Raw genomic sequence first — 15,307 nt, 5'->3', positions numbered from 1 at the left:
TTCGAACGACACACAGCACCGAAGTTCAGGAGTACATCCATGAGGATCCCGAAGTCGACCTACCGGTTGCAGATTCAATCCGAGTTCGACCTGAGGGCTGCCGCGGCGGTGGTCCCTTACCTGCGGGACCTGGGCGTGGACTGGGTGTACCTGTCGCCGGTGCTGACGGCCGAGAAGGGATCGGGACACGGTTACGATGTCACCGATCCCACGGCGATCGACCCGGAGCGCGGCGGACGGGACGCCTTCGTGGCGCTCTCGGACGCCGCGCATGCGGCGGGGCTCGGCGTCCTGGTGGACATTGTGCCCAACCACCTGGGGGTGCAGACCCCTGCGCAGAACCCCTGGTGGTCCTCGCTGCTCAAGGGCGGGCAGAACTCGCCCTACGCCGAGGCGTTCGACGTCGACTGGGCGACCGCGGACGGGAAGATCCGTCTGCCGGTCCTCGGCGACGGGGATGACGAACTGTCGGCCCTGGAGCTCGACGGCGGGGAACTGCGCTACTACGATCACCGGTTCCCGATCGCTGACGGCAGCTACGAAACTGGAGACACGGCCCAGGCCGTGCATGCCCGGCAGCACTACGAGCTGGTGAACTGGCGGCGCGCGGACAGCGAACTGAACTACCGCCGGTTCTTCGGCGTCAACACCCTGGCGGGGGTGCGAGTCGAAGTGCCACGGGTCTTCGATGAGTCCCACAGCGAGATCCGCAGCTGGTTTGAGGAATCCCTGGTGGATGGGCTCCGGATCGATCACCCGGACGGGCTGGCCGACCCTGCAGGCTACCTGGACCGGTTGCGTGAACTCACCGGCGGGGCCTATGTCCTGGTCGAGAAAATTCTGGAGCCGGGCGAAGTCCTCCCGCCGGAATGGGCGACCGAAGGCACCACCGGCTACGACGCGCTCGCCGATATTGACCGCCTGTTCGTGGACCCGGCCGGCCAAGCCGCACTTGAACGGGTTGCGCCGGCCGAGGATTTCCACTCGATGATCCACGGCACCAAACGCGGGATCGCCGATGGGATCCTCCGGTCGGAGGTGCTGCGGCTGACCCGCCTGGTTCCGGCCGATGCCGGCCTCGACGCCGAGCAGACCGCCGACGCTATCGCCGAACTGCTGGCGTGTTTCCCGGTCTACCGCAGTTACCTGCCCGGTGGTGCGGGGTACCTCGACGACGCCGTCCTCGCCGCGCAGGTGCACCGCCCGGACCTGGCCGACACGCTGAGCGCCCTGCACCAACTGCTTAACCCGTATCTTGCCGACCCTGACTCCGCATTGACGGAGCTGGCCACCAGGTTCCAGCAGACCTCGGGCATGGTGATGGCCAAAGGGGTCGAGGACACCGCGTTCTACCGGTACAACCGGCTGACCTCCCTGAACGAGGTGGGCGCCGACCCGTCCATTTTCTCGATCAACCGGACTGAAATGCACAACCGGCTGCTGCGCCGCCAGCGTGACAACCCACTGTCCATGACAGCGCTCAGCACCCACGACACCAAACGTAGCGAAGACACCCGCGCGAGGATCACAGTGCTCTCCGAGCTGGCCGACGACTGGGCCTCAATTCTTGACCAGCTCGACGGCGCAGCACCCCTCGGGGACCCGGCATTCTCGTCACTGCTGTGGCAGGCCATGGTCGGCGCGTGGCCGCTCAGCCGCGAACGGGCCCACGCCTACGTGGAAAAGGCGTCCCGTGAAGCCGACTCCAGTACCCACTGGACAGCCCCGAACGCCGCCTTCGAGGACCGCATGCATGCCGCGGTCGACGCGGCCTACGACAACCCGGCGGTCACTGCCCTCGTCACCGCTTTGGTGGACAAGATCAAGGGCTACGGCTGGTCAAACTCCCTGAGCGCGAAGCTGTTGCAGCTGACCATGCCGGGCGTCCCCGATGTGTATCAGGGTTCGGAATTCTGGGAAGACTCACTGGTGGACCCCGACAACCGCAGGCCCGTGGACTTTGAAGCGCGGAAACAAGCACTGGTGAACCTGGCCTTCGGTGCGCTGCCGGCGGTCGACGAGTCAGCGGTGGCGAAGCTACTCGTGGTCTCCCGTGCCCTGAAGCTACGCCGCGACCGGCCCGAACTGTTCGGCGGGTACACCGCCGTGGCGACAACCGGTGCGGCCGCCGATCACGTGTTCGCCTTCGACCGCGGGGGAGCCGTCACCCTGGTGACCCGGCTACCCCTCGGCCTCGAACGCCAGGGCGGCTGGAGGGACACCTCAATCGTGCTTCCGGACGGCCAGTACAGCTGCGCCATTACCGGTGCAACCTTCTCCGGCGGTCCCGTGCCGGCCGGAACCATTTTTGAAACCTACCCAGTAGCACTGCTGGTCCGGGAGGACGCATCATGAGGAAACCATTCGACGTCTGGGCCCCGAAGGCAACCACCCTCTCGCTGCACGCGGACGGCACCACCGCGGCCATGACCAAAACCGACGACGGCTGGTGGACCGTTGACGCCCTCCCGGCGGCAACGGAGAGCACCACCTACGGGTATCTGGTGGACGGCGCCGAGTCGCCGATCCCCGATCCCCGGTCCCGCTGCCAGCCCGACGGCGTGCACGGACTGTCCCAGACCTTCGACCCGAGCGCCCACTCGTGGCAGGACAGCTCCTGGGCTTCGCCGGGTCTCAACGGCGGAGTGATCTACGAACTGCACATCGGGACCTTCACGCCCGAGGGCACCTTCGATGCGGCGATCGGGAAGCTCGACTACCTGGTTGGGCTCGGCGTCCAGCACATCGAACTCCTCCCCGTGAACGCGTTCAACGGCACCCACAACTGGGGTTACGACGGCGTCCTCTGGTTCGCGATCCAGGAGACCTACGGGGGTCCCGCCGGATACCAGCGGTTCGTCGACGCGGCGCACCAGCGGGGTCTGGGGGTCATCCAGGATGTGGTGCACAACCACCTGGGACCCAGCGGCAACTATCTCGGCCAGTTCGGCCCGTACCTCACCGAAGGCAAAGCGAACACCTGGGGTGATTCGCTGAACCTCGATGGGCCGCTGTCCGATGAGGTCCGCCGCTACGTGCTGGACAATATTCGGATGTGGTTCAGCGATTTCCACGTCGACGGCCTCCGCCTCGACGCAGTGCACGCACTGCACGACGAACGCGCCCTGCACATTCTTGAAGAATTCGCTCAGGAAACTGACACCCTCGCCAAGGAACTGGGCAAACCCCTGTTTCTGGTCGCTGAGTCAGACCTGAACAATCCGCGGCTCATAACCTCCCGTGCGGCGGGTGGATACGGACTGACCGGTCAGTGGAGCGACGATTTCCACCACGCTGTGCACGTCAACGTGACCGGGGAAACCACCGGCTACTACGAAGATTTCGACTCGGTTGGCGCACTGGCCAAGGTGATGGAAGACGGGTTCTTCCACAACGGAACCTACTCGTCTTTCCGCGAACGCGGCCACGGACGGCCCATCGACCCAGCCCACATCACCTCCCACCAGCTGGTGGTCTGCACGCAGAATCACGACCAGATCGGCAACCGGGCGGCCGGCGACCGGATGGGTGCCACCGTTGGCTTCGCCCAACTGGCGCAGGCCGCCGTCCTGAACCTGGCCGGGCCCTTCACCCCGATGCTGTTCATGGGCGAAGAATTTGGTGCCTCCACCCCCTGGCCGTTCTTCACCTCCCACCCCGAACCGGAACTGGGCAAGGCAACAGCCGAGGGCCGTCTGCGCGAGTTCGAACGGATGGGCTGGGACGCCGACACCGTGCCCAACCCGCAGGATCCAGAGACCTTCGCGTCAGCCAAGCTGGACTGGGATGAAGTGGAGACCGGCGACCACGCGCGCCTCCTGGAGGTGTACCGCCAGCTGATCCGGTTGCGGCGCGACACCCCCGACCTGATGAATCCCGACTTCACTGCTGTGTCCGTCGACTTCAGCGAGCCCGAGAAGTGGCTGGCGATCCGCCGCGGCGGGACCGTCGTCGTCGTCAATCTCGCCGACGAGGAGCGGACCGTTCCCGTGGACGCCTCACAGGTACTGCTATCCACCGTCCCAGGCGAGGTGCTGGACGCCGGCCGGTGCACCCTGCCGGCCCGCGGGTCGGCAATTCTCAGCTGATTCAGCCAGCCCCGCCGCACCACCCTTCCCCCAGACCCAGGAGAGACCCATGACGTATCACCCAGCCGATGACCGTTACGAAACGATGCCCTACCGACGGGTGGGGCGCAGCGGACTGCAGCTCCCCGCGGTGTCGCTCGGCCTGTGGCACAACTTCGGGGATGACAAGCCGTTCGCCGATCAGCGCGCCATTTTGCGGCGTGCCTTCGACCTCGGGGTCACCCACTTCGACCTGGCCAACAACTACGGACCCCCTGCCGGTAGCGCCGAAACGAATTTCGGACGGCACCTCAAGGACGACTTTGCTCCGTTCCGCGACGAGCTGGTCATTTCCAGCAAGGCCGGCTACGACATGTGGCCGGGCCCCTACGGCGAGTGGGGATCCCGGAAATACCTGCTCGCGAGCCTCGACCAGTCACTGAACCGGATGGGGCTGGACTATGTGGACATTTTCTACAGCCACCGTCCCGACCCGAACACGCCGCTCGAGGAGACCATGGGGGCCCTGGACACCGCGGTGCGGTCGGGGCGGGCCCTGTACGCGGGGATCTCCTCCTACTCGCCGGAGAAAACTGCCGAAGCCGCAGCAATCCTCAGGGATCTCGGCACGCCTCTGCTGATCCACCAGCCCTCTTACTCAATGCTGAACCGCTGGGTGGAGAACGGCACTCCCAACCTGCCCGAGGTGCTGGAGCAGGAGGGCGTCGGATCAATCGCCTTCTCGCCACTGGCCCAGGGGCTGTTGACCGACCGCTACCTCGACGGAATTCCCGAGGGCTCCCGCGCGGCGTCCAACAAGTCGCTGTCGGAAGAGCACCTTTCCGAGGACAACCTGCGCCGGGTCCGCGGCCTCAACCGGATCGCCCAGGACCGTGGCCAGTCGCTGGCGCAGATGGCAATCGCCTGGATCCTGCGCGAGCAGTCCAAGGGCAGCCCCATCACATCGGCCCTGATCGGCGCGTCAAGCGTGACGCAGCTGGAGAACAGCCTGACAGCCGTGAAGAACCTCGAGTTCAGCCAGGACGAGCTCACCGCCATCGACGAGTTCGCCGTCGAATCGGACATCAACCTGTGGGCCAAGGCCCTCGACGCCTAGGCGTCCCACCGATGTCCGACGCTGGGGCACTGCACGTCCGTGAAGCCACCGAGGCGGACTGGCCCGCCCTCTGGGCCATCATGGAACCGGTGCTGCGCGCCGGTGAGACCTACTGCTGGGACGCTGAGCTTTCCGAAGCGCAGGCGCGGGTCGAATGGTTGGCCCCCTCCGACGCCACGATGCGGGTATACGTCGCGGAGGTGCCCGGTGGCGCCGTCGTCGGGACCGCCCAGCTGCACGCGAACCGGGGCGGGGGCGGGTCGCACGTGGCGAACGCCAGTTTCCTGGTGGCCGGTGACGCCGGCGGCAGGGGAGTGGGGCGTTTTCTGGCCGGCCGGGTGCTGTCGCAGGCCCGGGAGCAGGGATACCGCGCGATGCAGTTCAACGCGGTCGTGGAAACGAACACCCGTGCGGTGCGGCTGTGGGAATCGCTCGGGTTCGGGATCCTCACCACCGTTCCCGGCGCGTTCCGGCACCCGACCGAAGGTTTTGTGGGGCTGCACCTGATGTTCCGGGAGCTCTGACCGGACCGTTCCGCCGCATCGAAACACCCCTCCAAAAGTGGGTGGCTACCTCCAGAACGCGGCCAGGTCGGGGAACGCCCGCTCGTACCCGTTCAACAACCGCGAGGCAGCGTGGGCCGAGTCGATCAGCGGATGCACCAGAAACGCTCGGAGCGCCGAGTCCCGGTCGGCGTGGACGGCCGCGTGAATCACCGCCTCCTCCACCGCCAGCAACTGCCCCATCAGACCCAGCTGGTGGGTGGTCAGCGGCCCGGCGGGCAGCGGCGTGGCACCGGTCTGGTCGAGCCGGGCGGGAAGTTCGACGACGGCGTCCGGCGGCAAGGCCGGTAGGGTGCCCCCATTGCGGACATTGACGATCAGCTCGGTGGGCTGGCCGGTCAGCAGGGCTCGCATCGCCGCCAATGCGATGCGCTCATAACCGCCCCCAGCCAGGCCGGCTTCATCGCGTTCCTCAGCGTCCGGGCGGGCCTCGGCCAGGTATCCCTCTTCCCGGGCGAGCCGCGCTCCGTCCCACACCGCGAAGGGCTCGGGCGTCGTCAGCAACTCGGTGTAGAGCTGCTCCTGCTGACGGTGCAGGAACGCACCGCGGGTTTCAGCGGCCCCCGACAGGGACCGGACCGCCTCGCGGTGGAAGTAACAGTAGAACAGGTACTCGTTGGGCACCGCCCCGAGGAGCCTCGGCAGATCCGGCCCGAACACCCGTCCCTCCTCGAAGGAGGCGAGCCGCTGCGGGTCCGCCAGCAACCCCGGCAGCCGGTCGACGTCCTCGTACGTCAGGCCACGCAACCAGCCCAGATGGTTCAGACCAACGTAGTCAACCCCGGCCAGGGAGCCCTCGACGAGTGGGACCCCTGCCGCCGTCGCCGCGCGTGACACCAGCCCGGCAGCCGAATCGCAGATTCCAATCGCTTTGTCACCCAGAACGGCCTGCATCGCGCCGGTCACCATTCCCGCCGGGTTGGTGAAGTTGATCAGCCACGCGGCGGGGCAGACTCGTCGCATGGATTCAGCGACCGTCAGCATCTGCGGCACCGACCGCAGTGCGTAGGAGATGCCCCCGGCGCCCACGGTTTCCTGGCCCAGCAGGCCCTCGTCCAGGGCAACACGCTCGTCGAGGACCCGCCCGGCTGCGCCGCCGCTGCGGATGGCCGCGAAGACCACATCGGCGCCGGCCAGGGCATGGTCAAGGGCCAACTCGGTTTCCAACTGTGGCCGGCTGGAGCCTGCCGGCAGCGGCATCGTCTGCAGGACCCGGGCAATAGCCTTCAGCCGGGACGGGTCCGAATCATGCAGGACCACCTCAGTGATGACGCCCGCGAACTGACCGGTTGCCAGGGCCCGGTACACCAGCGGAACCCGGAAGCCGCCGCCGCCCACGATGACCAGTTTCATGAACCCTCCGCAGCAGTAGGTGTCCTCATAAGCGGGCGTCCGGCGTCACACGTGTGCTGCGCGCCGGAGGCCTAAGAGTATTGTGCCGTACATGGGCACCGCGCATCGTTTTGATCCTCTGGCTGATAGCCGCTCCGCGTCCGATCCGGAGTTTGACCTGCTCCTCAGCGGATCAGTCTTCCTCGACATTGTTTTCACCGGCCTTGAACACCTGCCGTCACCGGGCACCGAGGTGTGGGCTGACGGGATGGGATCCTGCCCGGGTGGTGTTGCCAACCAGGCGATCGCCGCGAGCCGGCTGGGGTTACGCACCACCCTGTCGGCGGCGTTCGGCGACGATGGGTACGGTGACTACAACAAGGGCATCCTGCGGGATCAGGAACATGTTGACCTGTCCCGGTCGAGGACATTCGAGAACTGGCACTCACCGGTCACGGTGTCCCTGTCGGTGCAACGCGACAGGTCAATGGTGACCCACGGACACCCCTCGCCGGTCTCCGCCACGGACCTGCTCGGCGACCCGCCGCCGCGCGCCCGGGCCGCCGTCGTCAGCGTCGAACCGCAGCTGGAACCCTGGGCTCTCGCCGCGCAGGCGAATGGGACCAAATTGTTTGGTGATGTGGGCTGGGACCCCACCGGGCAGTGGTCGGGAAATGCGCTGGATACGTTGCAGTACTTCCACGCTTTCGTGCCCAACGATGTGGAGGCGATGGCCTACACCCGCACCGACGACCCGTGGGCGGCCCTGTATGCGCTCGCCGACCGGGTGCCGGTGGCAGTGGTCACGGTGGGCCAGCAGGGGGCCATCGCCATCGATTCCATCACGGGGGAGGAGGAGTGGGTGCCGGCCCTGCCGGTGAAAGCCTATGACCCCACCGGGGCGGGTGACTGCTTCGCCGCCGCTTTCGTGATGGGTGACCTCGCCGGGTTCTCCCTCGCCGACCGGCTACGGTTCGCCAACCTGTGCGCCGCCCTGTCCGTGCAGGAAGTGGGCGGGTCCCTCGCCGCACCCGGGTGGGGTGACATTGCCGACTGGTGGCACCGGGTGAGCGAATCCCGCGACAAGGTCCGCAAACAGTGGCTGAAACGCTACGAGTTCCTCGAGGACATGGTCTCGGGTGTTCCGCTGGAAGCAGTGCGGCGGGCTTCGGCGACCATCGCCCGCCAATCCGACGCGTGAACCTCATCGAGCGCGGGGTCGCCCGGCGGGAGCCCCCGCGCAGGAATGACAGAATGGACCAGTGAGTTTCTTAGCTGAACCCCCGGCAGCCGAACGGCGGGTCGAGGTCGATCTGGACGCAGTGCGTCACAATGTCAGGCACATCGCCGACGTCGTCAGCCCGGCCCGCGTCATGGCGGTAGTGAAAGCCGACGGCTACGGGCACGGCGCCCGGCAGGTGGCTCGTGCCGCCCTGGAATCCGGTGCCGCCTGGTTGGGCGTCGCCCACATCTCGGAGGCGCTGGACCTGCGTGAAGCAGGCATCGAAGCACCCATCCTCGCCTGGCTGCACACCGTCGAATCCGATTTCGGGGCGGCCATCAGAAACGGTATCGACATTGGTGTCTCCGGATGGGAACTCGACCACGTAGTGGCAGCGGCCCGGCGCCAGCAACTGCCCGCGCGGATCCAGCTGAAAATCGACACCGGGCTGGGACGCAACGGCTGCCCACCGGAACTGTGGGACAAGCTGATCGGCCGGGCGCTGGAGCAGCAGGAGGCGGGGCTCCTCCGGGTGGTCGGGGTCTTCTCCCACCTGGCAGTCGCCGACGAACCGGACCGCCACGAAACGGACGACCAGGTCCGCCGCTTCCGTGCGGCGGTTGCGGTGGCCGAGGACGCCGGCGTCGACGTCGAACTCCGCCACCTCGCCAACACCCCCGGCGCACTGTCCCGCCCAGACACGCACTTCGACCTGGTGCGGGTGGGGCTCGGCATCTATGGGCTCTCACCGTTCCGCAGCCAGAGTTCGCAGGGGCTGGGCCTGCGCCCCGCAATGCGATTCGTCACCTCGGTGGCCAACTGCAAGGAAGTACCCGCCGGGCAGGGGGTCTCCTACGGCCTCAGCTACCGCACCACCCAACCCACAACGCTAGCGCTGATCCCGGTGGGCTACGCCGACGGCGTCCCCCGGGTCGCCACCGGTGCACCGGTGCTGGTGGATGGGCGCCAGTACCCGGTGGTGGGCCGGATCGCCATGGACCAGCTGGTCATCGACCTGCAGACCACCGGAATTGCCGGCACCGGGCGAAGCCCGCTGGGCCACCCGGCGGTGCTGTTTGGCGGCGGCGCCGACGAACCGTCGGCCGACGCTTGGGCTGACGCCAGCGGCTCGATCAACTACGAGATAGTGACGCGGATCAGTGGCCGCGTCCCCCGCACCTACCTCAACGACACGAGCGCCGATGCAGACCAGTAGCGGGCACAGCGGACCGGCGTGGTCCCGGAGTTTCACCGTGCACTCGGCCGCCGGACTGCAGCGGTTCGCCGCGGCGCTCGGCGGCGACCTGGCGGCCGGTGACCTGCTGATCCTCACCGGCGGACTCGGTGCCGGGAAGACCACCTTCACCCAGGGGCTGGGCGTTGGCCTTGGCGTCCGGCCGGGGATCATTTCCCCCACCTTCGTCCTCGTCCGCGTGCACCCACCGCTGGCCAGCGGGCCGGCGCTCGTACACGCCGACGCCTACCGGCTGGAATCCGCCGCTGACATCGATGACCTCGACCTGGAATCGACCATGGATACCAGCGTGACAGTCGTCGAGTGGGGAGCCGGGCGGGTGGAGCATCTGGCCGAGAGCCACCTCGAGATTCATCTTGACCGGCCAGCGATGGCCGGCGCCTCCGCTGACCCCGATGACGACGACGAGCCTCGACGGGTCCTCATCGAGGGGTACGGTCAGCGCTGGGCGAATACGCCGTCTGCCGTCGGCTCCCTCGATTAGGCTGGCAGGATGCTGATTTTGTCCCTCGATACCTCCGCCGCGGCGAGTGCAGCCCTGGTGCTGGACGGCGTCGTGACCGGGGCTTTCGCGACCGAAGACACGAGGAGCCACGCGGAGGTGCTCGCCCCCGCAGTCGCCGATCTGCTGGCCGAAGCGGGTATCACCGGAACGGACCTGACGGCGATAGTGGTGGGCGTTGGGCCGGGACCTTTCACCGGGCTGCGGGCCGGGTTGGCTACCGCCAGGACTCTCGCCTACGTCTGGGACGTGCCGCTGCACGGAGTGATGAGTCTCGACTCCATCGCCGAGGACGCTGCAGCGCATGCCGGGACCGGCGAGTTCCTGGTCGCCACGGATGCCCGGCGGAAAGAGGTCTACTGGGCCCGGTACCGGGCCGAGGACGGCGTCCCCGGGGTGCTGGAGGGGCCGCACGTGGGCGCGCCGTCGTCGCTCCCTACCCTCCCGACCTATGGCAAAGGCGCGGGCCTCTACCCCGACGTCCTGGCAGGAGTCGCAGGCTTCACCGAACTGCACCCCTCGGCCGCGGCGTTGGGGCGGTCCGCCTCCCGGCGGCTCTCCGCTGGGCTGGCGTTGTTGGATACCGCTCCGCTGTACCTGCGGGAGTCCGACGCGCGGGTCCCCGGCCCCCGGAAGCGGGCGACCGGATGAGCCTCTCGTTGCGCGATTTGCTGCTTCAGGACGTTCCGGCTGTCGCACGCCTGGAGTTGGAACTGTTCCCTACTGACGCCTGGCCGCTGGAAATGTTCCTGGATGAGGTGTCCCAGACTGAAACACGCCGCTACCTGGTCGCCGAGATCGAGGGCCGCATGGTCGGCTATGCGGGAGTCATGTGTGTGGCGGCGACCGCCGACATCCAGACGATCGGCGTGCTGCCCGGTTATGAGGGGCAGGGAATCGGGACCGCGATGCTGAGCGAGCTGCTGGCCGAGGCACGACACCGCGGCGCCACCGAAGTGCTCCTGGAAGTCCGGGCTGACAACCCCCGGGCGCAGAAACTCTATACGCTGACCGGGTTTGAGCATATTCATACCCGGCGAAAATACTACCGCGACGGCGTCGACGCCTGGGTGATGAGGCTGATCCTGTGAACCGTGACAATCCGCTGGTCCTCGGCATCGAATCCTCCTGCGACGAGACCGGCGTCGGACTGGTGCGTGGCACGCAACTGCTCACCAACACGGTGTCCTCCTCAATGGATGAACACGTCCGGTTTGGGGGAGTGATCCCCGAGATCGCCTCCCGGGCGCACCTTGACGCCTTCGTTCCCACCCTGCGCCAGGCGCTCGCCGAGGCTGACGTCTCACTGGCGGAAATCGACGCTATCGCTGTGACATCGGGGCCCGGGCTGTCGGGTGCGCTGATGGTGGGTGTTTCGGCGGCGAAAGCCCTGGCGCTCGCGACCGGCAAACCGCTATTCGCCGTGAACCACCTGGTGGCCCACGTGGGTGTGGGCGTGCTGGATTCGGCGTTCCCGGACGGCCTCCCCCCGAATCTCGGTGCCCTGCTGGTGTCGGGTGGTCACACGGAGATACTGCAGGTCAACAACCTGGCCTTCGACGTCGAGCTGCTCGGGTCCACCATCGACGACGCCGCCGGTGAAGCCTATGACAAGGTGGCCCGCATCCTCGGGCTCGGATACCCGGGTGGCCCGGCAATAGACCGGATTGCCGCCGACGGTAACCCGAAGGCGATCCGGTTTCCCCGTGGGCTCACCCAGCCCAAGTACCTCGGAACGGCGGAGCAGCCCGGAGAACACCGGTACGACTTTTCGTTCAGCGGCCTGAAGACCGCCGTCGCCCGCTGCGTGGAACAATACGAGGCAGACGGCGTCGACCTCCCCGTTGCCGACATCGCGGCGTCCTTCCAGGAGGCGGTGGTCGACGTGATCACCTCCAAGGCCGTGCTGGCCTGCCGTGAACACGGGATCACCAGTCTGCTGCTCGGCGGCGGGGTGGCCGCCAACTCGCGGTTGCGGACGCTGACCGCCCAGCGTTGCGCGGCCGCCGGGATCACCCTGACGGTGCCGCCGCTGTCCCTGTGCACCGATAACGGTGCAATGGTGGCGGCCTTCGGGGCGCAGATCGTGATGAATGGTGGGGAGCCCACGGGATTGCGCTTCGCCACCGATTCCTCGCTCCCGGTGACCAGCGTCTTCGCCTGACCCCACCACCACCAACTGATCCGGGGTTTTGGGGGCAGCGGAGTGGGGGCTATTCGCGAAGCTGGGCCACCATGTCGAGGACGACGGCGCTGAGGTCGCCGTCGTGCTCGGCGGCGACCCGACGCTGTCGCTGATAGCCAGCACCGCGGGCCAGGATCTTCTCCACATCACCGAGCTCCTCGACGCAGCCCAGTTTCTTCGCGACCGGCTGCAGCCGCTCCAGCACCTCGACGAGGTGCTCGGTGACCAGCTGCTCCTTGCCCTGGGCGTCCAGGATAATGATGGCTTCCATCCCATAGCGGGCGGCACGCCACTTGTTCTCCTGCACATGCCAGGGCGGCATGGTGGGGATGGTTCCGCCGTTGTCCAGGGTGGTGGAGAATTCGTCGACGAGGCACTGGGTCAGCGCAGCAACTGCTCCCACGTCCTGGAGGGTTGAAAGTCCGTCGCAGACCCGCATTTCGATGGTGCCCAGGTTCGCGACCGGTCGAATATCCCACCGGATCTCGTTCACTGAGTCGATCACCCCGGTGGTGAACATGTCCTGCACATAGGACTCGTACTCCGCCCAGGATGGGAACTGGAACGGCAATCCAGCGGTGGGTAGCTGTTGGAACATCAGGGCACGCTGCGACGCGTACCCCGTATCATCGCCACCCCAGAACGGCGACGACGCCGACAGCGCCTGGAAATGCGGCACATAGTTCACCAGGCCGTCCAGGATCGGCATCGCCTTGTCCCGGCGGTCCAGCCCCACATGCACGTGGACACCGTAGATGACCATCTGCTGGCCCCACCACTGGGTGCGATCGATCAGTTTGAAGTAGCGCTCCTTATCGGTCACCGGCTGGGACCGTGGCACGCTGAAAGGGTGCGAGCCGGCGGAGAACAGCTCAACGCCCATCGGGTCGGTGACCTCGCGGACCGCTGCCAGGGAGCGGGAAAGATCAGCTTTCGCCTCGGCCACCGTGTGGCAGATGCCGGTCACCAGCTCCACCGTGTTCAGCAGCAACTCCTGCTTGATATGGGGGTGCTCCTCATCCTCCTGCAACTCGGGATGGTTGGCCGCGACTCCCCGCAGGACCTGATTTGCAACCGAGACCAGATCGCCGTTGTAGCGGTCCACCAGGGCGAGTTCCCACTCCACGCCGAGCGTTGACTGGGCTGATTGCGCAAATTCGATGTTCATGTAGCTGGCTCCTGACCGGTACCGGACTGCTGGAAAATTCTGCCTCGGTATCGCGTCATCCGCGGAAGAGAACTGTCCCAATATTAGAGCAGGAGTAGCATCGATACAGTGAAACGCGCAGCCCGCCGGGCGAACACTGGGATTCTGCCACGTCGTCGGGGCTTAGGCCAGACAGGATTAGCGGTTCTCACGCTCCTGCTCGTGGCCGGGTGCACCCCCGCGGGCAACGGCGCCGGGTCGCCCTCCCCCGAGAGTCCGCCCACGTCGTCGTCTCCGAAACCGACGGCACCCAGCAACCCCGTGTTGCCGTGGGGCCCGAGTACCGCGAATTACGACGACGCCGTTGCCGCCGTCGCTGCGATGAGCACCGAGGAGCGGGCGGGGCAGGTGATGGTGGGCTTCTACACGGGCACCGATCCGGCCGGACAGCAACAGGCCATCCGTGACCTGCACCTCGCGGGCAGCATCATTATGGGAGACAACGTTCCACTGGCCGGTGACGGGACAGTCGATGCGGATGCGATGGCAGCAGTCACGTCCGGCCTGGCCGAAGCCGTCGCTGATGACGGCCGGACCTGGCCCGCCGTCATCTCCGTGGATCAGGAAGGCGGGCAGGTTGCCCGCCTCGGCGCACCCTTGACCGGCTGGCCAACTCCTATGACCTACGGTGCCGCCGGGGATCCGGCGCTGGTGGCAACCTCAATGACAGCCATGAACTCCGAACTCGCGGGTCTTGGGTTCACCATGAACCACGCCCCGTCGGTCGATGTCACCACCGGGGCCAGTGACCCCACCATCGGTGCCCGCGCCTACTCGGATGACCCGGCCCTGGTCGGCGACCTTGGCTCGGCGGCCGTCACCGGAATACTGGAGTCGGCTGTGCTGCCCAGTGTGAAGCACTTCCCCGGGCACGGGTCGGTACCCGCCGATTCACATCTTGAGTTGCCGGTGCAGACCGCCTCCCTTGAGGAGCTTGAGACCCGCGACTGGGTGCCGTTCAAAGCCGCGGCGGACTCGGGAGCACCGGTGATGATGATGGGCCATATCGCCGTTGACGCCGTGGACCCGGGCGTGCCGTCGTCGGTCTCGGCGCCGAACTATGCAGCGCTGCGCGGCCTGGGCTTCGACGGAGTGATAGTCACCGACGCTCTGAACATGGCAGCCGTTGAAGAGTTATACCCGGGCGGGCAGTCGGCTCCCCGTGCGCTAGCCGCCGGCGCGGACCTGCTCCTGATGCCCACCGACTCGTACGCCGCACACGCGGCAATTGTTGCCGCCATCGACGACGGCAGCCTCCCCGACGAACGGCTGGCCGAGGCCGCGACCCGTGTGGTCTCGCTGATGCTGTGGCAGGCGGAGTTGGCGGCTGAAGCCGACCCGGCCGAACCAGGGGAGCAGGCGGAGGCGAGCGGTGTGGCGTCGGCAGCTGCAATCACCGTGCTCACCGGCCAGTGCGGCGGGGACCTCTTGAACGGTACGGCTTCGGTCGTCGGTGGTACTGAGGCCGACGCCCAACGGTTTACCGAGGCTGCTGAGGCGGCGGGGGTTACCGTGGGCCCCGGCGGCACCACAGTTTCATTGGTCGGTGCTGGCGGGACCGGTGCAGCGCCGGCCGACGTCGCCGTCGCGCTGGATGCCCCCTGGTGGCTGGAAGCGGTTGACGCTCCCGTGGAGATTGCTGCGTACGGAAACACGCCGGGCGCGTTCGCCGCCGTGCTGGCTGTCCTGACGGGGGCCGCTCCAGCGCCGGGACAACTTCCGGTCGACGCTGCCGGGTACGACGCCGGAACCGGCTGCTAACCGGCTGTTATTCGGCTAACTGGCTAACCGGCGACCCGGTCGGGAGGACGAGCTGGCAGCGGTGTGTGTGACCGGGCGCAGCGGGTTACTGACCCG

Annotated in this window: 13 protein-coding genes; 11 read left to right on the top strand and 2 right to left on the bottom strand. The window is 67.1% G+C overall.

What is annotated here, in order from left to right; translation table 11 throughout:
* Positions 1-39: 39 nt before the first annotated feature.
* From treY to ACX80T_RS07410, 4 genes are read left to right on the top strand one after another with little or no spacing between them, the layout of a single operon-like run.
* The gene (gene treY, locus ACX80T_RS07425) at positions 40-2,355 is read left to right on the top strand and encodes a malto-oligosyltrehalose synthase (RefSeq protein ID WP_459304103.1); all 2,316 of its coding nucleotides are present in this window, start codon (positions 40-42) and stop codon (positions 2,353-2,355) included.
* Positions 2,352-4,088 carry a malto-oligosyltrehalose trehalohydrolase gene (treZ, locus tag ACX80T_RS07420; RefSeq protein ID WP_459304102.1) on the top strand — a complete coding sequence of 579 codons (1,737 nt, stop codon included), beginning with the start codon at positions 2,352-2,354 and terminating at the stop codon, positions 4,086-4,088. Before treY ends, treZ begins: the two co-directional genes overlap by 4 nt.
* Before the next feature lie 49 nt (positions 4,089-4,137).
* Positions 4,138-5,184, top strand: coding sequence for an L-glyceraldehyde 3-phosphate reductase (mgrA, locus tag ACX80T_RS07415; RefSeq protein WP_459304101.1), 1,047 nt, complete (start codon positions 4,138-4,140; stop codon positions 5,182-5,184).
* 11 nt (positions 5,185-5,195) lie between these two features.
* Entirely contained in the window at positions 5,196-5,708 is a 513-nt protein-coding gene (locus tag ACX80T_RS07410; protein ID WP_019481551.1) for a GNAT family N-acetyltransferase, read from the top strand.
* 45 nt (positions 5,709-5,753) lie between these two features.
* Here the strand turns inward: ACX80T_RS07410 and ACX80T_RS07405 are convergent, their stop codons facing one another.
* Complete coding sequence (locus ACX80T_RS07405) at positions 5,754-7,100, bottom strand: family 4 glycosyl hydrolase (protein WP_459304100.1); 1,347 nt, start codon at positions 7,098-7,100, stop codon at positions 5,754-5,756.
* Between the two features lie 91 nt (positions 7,101-7,191).
* On the opposite strand from ACX80T_RS07405, the gene ACX80T_RS07400 reads away from it, so the two are divergent.
* The 6 genes from ACX80T_RS07400 (at position 7,192) to tsaD (ending at position 12,222) form a co-directional block, all read left to right on the top strand.
* The gene (locus ACX80T_RS07400) at positions 7,192-8,280 is read left to right on the top strand and encodes a carbohydrate kinase family protein (RefSeq protein WP_116778310.1); all 1,089 of its coding nucleotides are present in this window, start codon (positions 7,192-7,194) and stop codon (positions 8,278-8,280) included.
* Positions 8,281-8,341: 61 nt separating this feature from the next.
* Positions 8,342-9,517: an alanine racemase gene (alr, locus tag ACX80T_RS07395; protein WP_019481554.1), complete on the top strand. Its 1,176-nt coding sequence runs from the start codon at positions 8,342-8,344 to the stop codon at positions 9,515-9,517.
* Positions 9,504-10,040, top strand: coding sequence for a tRNA (adenosine(37)-N6)-threonylcarbamoyltransferase complex ATPase subunit type 1 TsaE (gene tsaE / locus ACX80T_RS07390; RefSeq protein ID WP_035766234.1), 537 nt, complete (start codon positions 9,504-9,506; stop codon positions 10,038-10,040). Before alr ends, tsaE begins: the two co-directional genes overlap by 14 nt.
* 9 nt (positions 10,041-10,049) lie before the next feature.
* Positions 10,050-10,709 (top strand): tRNA (adenosine(37)-N6)-threonylcarbamoyltransferase complex dimerization subunit type 1 TsaB, encoded by a 660-nt coding sequence (gene tsaB / locus ACX80T_RS07385; RefSeq protein WP_024476831.1) that lies wholly within the window; start codon positions 10,050-10,052, stop codon positions 10,707-10,709.
* Positions 10,706-11,149 (top strand): ribosomal protein S18-alanine N-acetyltransferase, encoded by a 444-nt coding sequence (rimI, locus tag ACX80T_RS07380; RefSeq protein ID WP_459304099.1) that lies wholly within the window; start codon positions 10,706-10,708, stop codon positions 11,147-11,149. The genes tsaB and rimI overlap by 4 nt, the downstream gene beginning before the upstream one ends.
* On the top strand, positions 11,146-12,222 hold the full coding sequence (gene tsaD, locus ACX80T_RS07375; protein ID WP_024476833.1) for a tRNA (adenosine(37)-N6)-threonylcarbamoyltransferase complex transferase subunit TsaD: 1,077 nt from the start codon (positions 11,146-11,148) through the stop codon (positions 12,220-12,222). Before rimI ends, tsaD begins: the two co-directional genes overlap by 4 nt.
* Positions 12,223-12,271: 49 nt before the next feature.
* Here tsaD and ACX80T_RS07370 read toward each other — a convergent pair whose 3' ends face one another.
* Positions 12,272-13,411 (bottom strand): glutamate--cysteine ligase, encoded by a 1,140-nt coding sequence (locus tag ACX80T_RS07370; RefSeq protein WP_024476834.1) that lies wholly within the window; start codon positions 13,409-13,411, stop codon positions 12,272-12,274.
* A 108-nt stretch (positions 13,412-13,519) separates the two neighbouring features.
* On the opposite strand from ACX80T_RS07370, the gene ACX80T_RS07365 reads away from it, so the two are divergent.
* Entirely contained in the window at positions 13,520-15,211 is a 1,692-nt protein-coding gene (locus tag ACX80T_RS07365; RefSeq protein ID WP_337587499.1) for a glycoside hydrolase family 3 N-terminal domain-containing protein, read from the top strand.
* The last annotated feature ends 96 nt before the right edge of the window (positions 15,212-15,307 follow it).

Source organism: Arthrobacter sp. Sr33, from assembly GCF_054511195.1.
This window is presented reverse-complemented; position numbering and strand designations above follow the sequence as displayed.

What these genes read in the sequence shown, in the direction of transcription:
- treY (WP_459304103.1), top strand. Translation starts at nt 40, where the DNA reads ATGAGGATCCCGAAGTCGACCTACCGGTTGCAGATTCAATCCGAGTTC.
- treZ (WP_459304102.1), top strand. Translation starts at nt 2,352, where the DNA reads ATGAGGAAACCATTCGACGTCTGGGCCCCGAAGGCAACCACCCTCTCG.
- mgrA (WP_459304101.1), top strand. Translation starts at nt 4,138, where the DNA reads ATGACGTATCACCCAGCCGATGACCGTTACGAAACGATGCCCTACCGA.
- ACX80T_RS07410 (WP_019481551.1), top strand. Translation starts at nt 5,196, where the DNA reads ATGTCCGACGCTGGGGCACTGCACGTCCGTGAAGCCACCGAGGCGGAC.
- ACX80T_RS07405 (WP_459304100.1), bottom strand. Translation starts at nt 7,100, where the DNA reads ATGAAACTGGTCATCGTGGGCGGCGGCGGCTTCCGGGTTCCGCTGGTG.
- ACX80T_RS07400 (WP_116778310.1), top strand. Translation starts at nt 7,192, where the DNA reads ATGGGCACCGCGCATCGTTTTGATCCTCTGGCTGATAGCCGCTCCGCG.
- tsaE (WP_035766234.1), top strand. Translation starts at nt 9,504, where the DNA reads ATGCAGACCAGTAGCGGGCACAGCGGACCGGCGTGGTCCCGGAGTTTC.
- tsaB (WP_024476831.1), top strand. Translation starts at nt 10,050, where the DNA reads ATGCTGATTTTGTCCCTCGATACCTCCGCCGCGGCGAGTGCAGCCCTG.
- rimI (WP_459304099.1), top strand. Translation starts at nt 10,706, where the DNA reads ATGAGCCTCTCGTTGCGCGATTTGCTGCTTCAGGACGTTCCGGCTGTC.
- ACX80T_RS07370 (WP_024476834.1), bottom strand. Translation starts at nt 13,411, where the DNA reads ATGAACATCGAATTTGCGCAATCAGCCCAGTCAACGCTCGGCGTGGAG.